Source organism: Leptolyngbya sp. GGD, from assembly GCF_026735145.1.
GTDB lineage: Bacteria > Cyanobacteriota > Cyanobacteriia > Leptolyngbyales > Leptolyngbyaceae > Leptolyngbya > Leptolyngbya boryana.
This window is the reverse complement of the sequence record NZ_JAPQKE010000019.1, coordinates 1-3,694: the sequence shown is the minus strand read 5'-3', so window position 1 is coordinate 3,694 and position 3,694 is coordinate 1. Positions and strand designations below refer to the sequence as shown.

Here is a 3,694-nt window from a genome sequence, read left to right as displayed (position 1 = left end):
GGTATGGCGACCAGATAGTACTTCAGGTGTTTTGCGCGAATTTTTGCAGGTTGTTAAATGCTACGTGAATGCAAGAAGTAACAAAATAGCCTGAAACTATTGTTCGTTCTGATGCATTGTGCATGTTCCAGAAATTACCCACATCTATCCTTTTTTCGATTTTTGCGCCGAAATTTCGATTGCTGCTTTTGACCCAATTCGAGGACACTTTCACCTAAAGCAATATCAACTGAGCGCGAAACGCTATCGCGAACAACTACGTCAACGCTTCGAGGATTGGTGAGAAGTTACTATATCTTTAGCAATTGACTTCTATCAATAGACTTGTTGGGAAATAGGTAATAATAGACAAGACCAACAGTATGCCGCCACATGCTGAACCTTGAACGCGCACTGAACCAGGATCGCCTGGTGCGAGCATTAACCGAGCTGAATCGAAACGCTTTTGATGCCTTGCTGCCCAGTTTCGAGCAAGCGTATGAAGCCAGTCGAATTGCGGCAAAGCCCGTGCGAAAACGAGCCAGAGGCGGCGGGCGCAAAGCAAGATTACAAAGTATCGAAGCGAAATTGTTCTACATCCTGTTTTACTTCAAATGCTACCCGACGTTTGATTTAGCAGGCATCTTGTTTGACCTCGACCGTTCACAGACGCATGAATGGATGCACGAATTACAGCCTGTGCTTGAGGCAGCTTTAGGACAGGAGATGGTGTTACCAGCGCGCAAGCTGCGGAGTATTGAAGCATTTCTGGAAATGTTTCCAGGAGTCGAGCGGGTGATGATTGATGGGACAGAGCGCCCAATTCAACGTCCGCAGAATTCAGAAGCTCAGACGCAGAACTACTCTGGCAAAAAGCGCCGACATACTCGCAAGCATCTCGCGGCAGTAGATCAATCCAAGCGAGTGTTAGTGTTGAGCCATGCCCGTGAGGGAAAGCTTCACGATAAACGATTTGAAACCGAAGAAGAGATTGCGTTTCACATTCCCGACGAGATTCCCATCGAAGTAGACCTAGGCTTTCAAGGCTTGCAATCTGAGTATACGAACATTCGCATTCCACACAAGAAGCCTAGAGGGGGTGAGCTAAGCAAGAAACAGAAGCAAGAAAATCGCAGTTTGAGCCAGTCGCGAGTCGTTTGTGAGAACGCTTTCGCAGGCATCAAGCGTTATGGTGCGGTCAGTGCAATTTATCGCACTTGCTTGCGTCACGCAGTGCTCGGATCAAGGATTTTGATGACCATTTGATGTTGACTGCCGCTGGATTATGGAATTTCTACTTGAAAGCTGCTTGATCTGATGACAGAAAGCTGAAATTGTCGGAGTTTCACTTTGAGGTAAAGTTATTCCCCAACAATTCTAATACTTCGGACAAATTTTGGGTGTCTTTTGAGGCTCAAGCACTGATTCAATCGTGAACTGGATTCTTTTTTCAAACTTAGGGGTAGGGCTAACTTTGAAAAAATAGCTCAATTCGGAAACCGTGGAGCCTGAAGCCTTGTGGAACTATTCAGAAAAATGTCCGAAGTATTGAGGTCTAGAACATTACCGATTCATGTTAGGGAAAGACAACTTTTGTAGCTTCGGTTACAGAAAATATTGTATAGTCATGAATAAAACAAATCACCATTATTCCCTGAGCTTATGATGACTAGCACAATTAATCCAAACGTTTCCCAAACGTTTGCCAAACATCAGGACAACATGATGGCTGCCCTTGCACGCCGTATCGAAGCTGCTCAAGCAGTCAATGATCTCCAATTGATGAAATTATTGGAGCAAGAAAGACAGCAGATTGCACCGACAGCCGCTCCACATCGAGATAGACGATCGCTCTCTTCTAGACTCAAAGCGTTCAAGCAGAGAGTTGCTGAGGTACTTTTCGGTGGCACAGAATTGCAAGTGTACCAATACGAACAAGGCAGCGACCAATGGTGGTACGCCTTTGACCCTCAGACTGGTGAGTGTGTTTATGCAGACTCCGAAGCAGAGCTACGCCTGTGGATTGAGCAGAACTATCAAGGCAGATAAGTGAAGCCATCCATACACTCGATCAAGTGAGTCGGGATGCTGACTTCAGATAGAAATTATTGCTTCGGCAGTAGACCTAGATTTTTGCCAAAAAACCTGTCTAGCCAACGATCGGGCAGTGCCAATGGTAACAACCAATTGCGAATTGGATGAGGAACGATCGCATATACCCATAAGGCGCGGTTTTTATCCTTACAGAAAGAAGTCTCAGTTACGTCTAGCTTCAATCTTGGGTTGAGACAATTCGCGCAATCAACGCTAACAAAGTTAGCGCAGGTGAGACAGGGAAGTGCGATCGCATTGTGATCCGAGTTAGTCCAAGTCAGTTCTTTTTTAGTCCAGAGTTTTAGTCTTGATTCAGTCTCACGCTTGAAGCATTATATAGAGAGGATTTCAAAACTAGAAGAATATTGGTTATCTGCGTGATGGACAGAGTACCGAGAGCGAAAATCCCTGAAACTCAGCCAAAACAGCGATTTTCCTGATTCTGTATTTAGTCCGAGAGCGATCGCCTAGTCCACTGAATGAGACAGATGAGACAAGAAAATCGATCGCGCTTACAATCAGAAGAAACTAACTACCACTGCACTAAACCGCTTAAAAATGGCTAAAGCCGTTATAGGGCAATGGGTTTAGGGTGCTGCACTAAATTCGACGTACAAGATCAGAATGTCCCTGTGGAGGATATTTAGCCAGAGATCGCTCCGTTTGAGGAACAGACTTTCTTGTCCTGTAAGGCTTTGAGCATTCCAGCGATCGCCTGATTGAGGAACTAAAACCGATGGGGACTCCCCCCTAACTTTTTCAATTCGATAAAAACGGCGTTTCAGCCCATAGTATTTTCGCGGCAAAATCCTCTCAAACGATTGGCGAGAAAGGATTTAAGCCTATAGTGTTTCGAGGGATAACCCCGCTCATTTTCGAGCAGGATAGCTACATCCTCAGCACTGAGGAGATGGAATGCAACATCTCAACTTATTCCACATGGAATGAGTTTCACAGCCTCAGTATTGAAGAGATGGAGGACGGGAGCCACATACCGGAGCCGTTTACCGGCTCGATCAAGAACGCTCGACGATCGCTACGAGAGAATCAACCTCATGCGGTAACAGCGTGATTTCGCTTCTGAGTTGATTCCGATAGCCTGAAAGTCTTTGCGCCAGAGCGGGATTTTTATCACCAATCAGTTCGACGAGCCGCGCCACTTCTGAGCCATCCAAGCGAAGGTTCCCAGTGCGATTCTGATGGAGCGATCGAAAATCCGTGAGCTTTTTCAACAATGCCGATTTTGCAGTTTTGGCTCGTGCGGCTTCAAGGTCAAGCGATCGCTCTTGCAGAAGAGTTTCGAGGGAAAGATTCATGATGATTAATTCATTTGATCCCTCCTGTTGTGACATCAAAGAATTCAGTTTTTTGACTGCCTCATGCTTATTGTCCAAAAAAGTCACATTACAGCGCGCGCACGATCTTCGATAGCATTGCCGTTACTTCATCAATTGCGGCTGCACTGTATTTCCCAGATCCCCTATAGTATTTTTGTTCAAATGATTTGCTCAGAATTCGGCTTCTATCCTTACTCAATCGGCATTTGAAGCGAACGGGGAACGGCTCAAAATCAGCTTTGCCACGGTAATTGCTCAACCGAGTAGCCAATCGGTCTGCGGTC

The 3,694-nt window shown here is 45.7% G+C and carries 4 protein-coding genes and 1 pseudogene; 2 read left to right on the top strand and 3 right to left on the bottom strand.

Annotation, left to right across the window (positions count from 1 at the left end; all coding sequences use genetic code 11):
- Positions 1 to 372 precede the first annotated feature (372 nt).
- Together OU814_RS31165 and OU814_RS31160 are read left to right on the top strand one after the other, a co-directional pair.
- Positions 373 to 1,245: a transposase gene (locus tag OU814_RS31165; RefSeq protein ID WP_268243309.1), complete on the top strand. Its 873-nt coding sequence runs from the start codon at positions 373 to 375 to the stop codon at positions 1,243 to 1,245.
- A gap of 399 nt (positions 1,246 to 1,644) precedes the next feature.
- Positions 1,645 to 2,028, top strand: a complete 384-nt coding sequence (locus OU814_RS31160; protein ID WP_017288618.1) for a hypothetical protein — start codon at positions 1,645 to 1,647, stop codon at positions 2,026 to 2,028.
- Between the two features lie 632 nt (positions 2,029 to 2,660).
- Here OU814_RS31160 and OU814_RS31155 read toward each other — a convergent pair.
- The 3 genes and pseudogenes from OU814_RS31155 to OU814_RS31145 form a co-directional block, all read right to left on the bottom strand.
- Positions 2,661 to 2,879, bottom strand: a complete 219-nt coding sequence (locus tag OU814_RS31155) for a hypothetical protein (RefSeq protein ID WP_268243308.1) — start codon at positions 2,877 to 2,879, stop codon at positions 2,661 to 2,663.
- Between the two features lie 210 nt (positions 2,880 to 3,089).
- On the bottom strand, positions 3,090 to 3,389 hold the full coding sequence (locus OU814_RS31150) for a hypothetical protein (protein WP_268243307.1): 300 nt from the start codon (positions 3,387 to 3,389) through the stop codon (positions 3,090 to 3,092).
- An 88-nt stretch (positions 3,390 to 3,477) separates the two neighbouring features.
- A pseudogene (locus OU814_RS31145) lies at positions 3,478 to 3,694 on the bottom strand (hypothetical protein); the annotation flags it as partial.

Bases quoted from the DNA above. Each gene is read 5' to 3' on its own strand.
- OU814_RS31165 (WP_268243309.1), top strand. From the start codon at position 373: ATGCTGAACCTTGAACGCGCACTGAACCAGGATCGCCTGGTGCGAGCA.
- OU814_RS31160 (WP_017288618.1), top strand. From the start codon at position 1,645: ATGACTAGCACAATTAATCCAAACGTTTCCCAAACGTTTGCCAAACAT.
- OU814_RS31150 (WP_268243307.1), bottom strand. From the start codon at position 3,389: ATGAATCTTTCCCTCGAAACTCTTCTGCAAGAGCGATCGCTTGACCTT.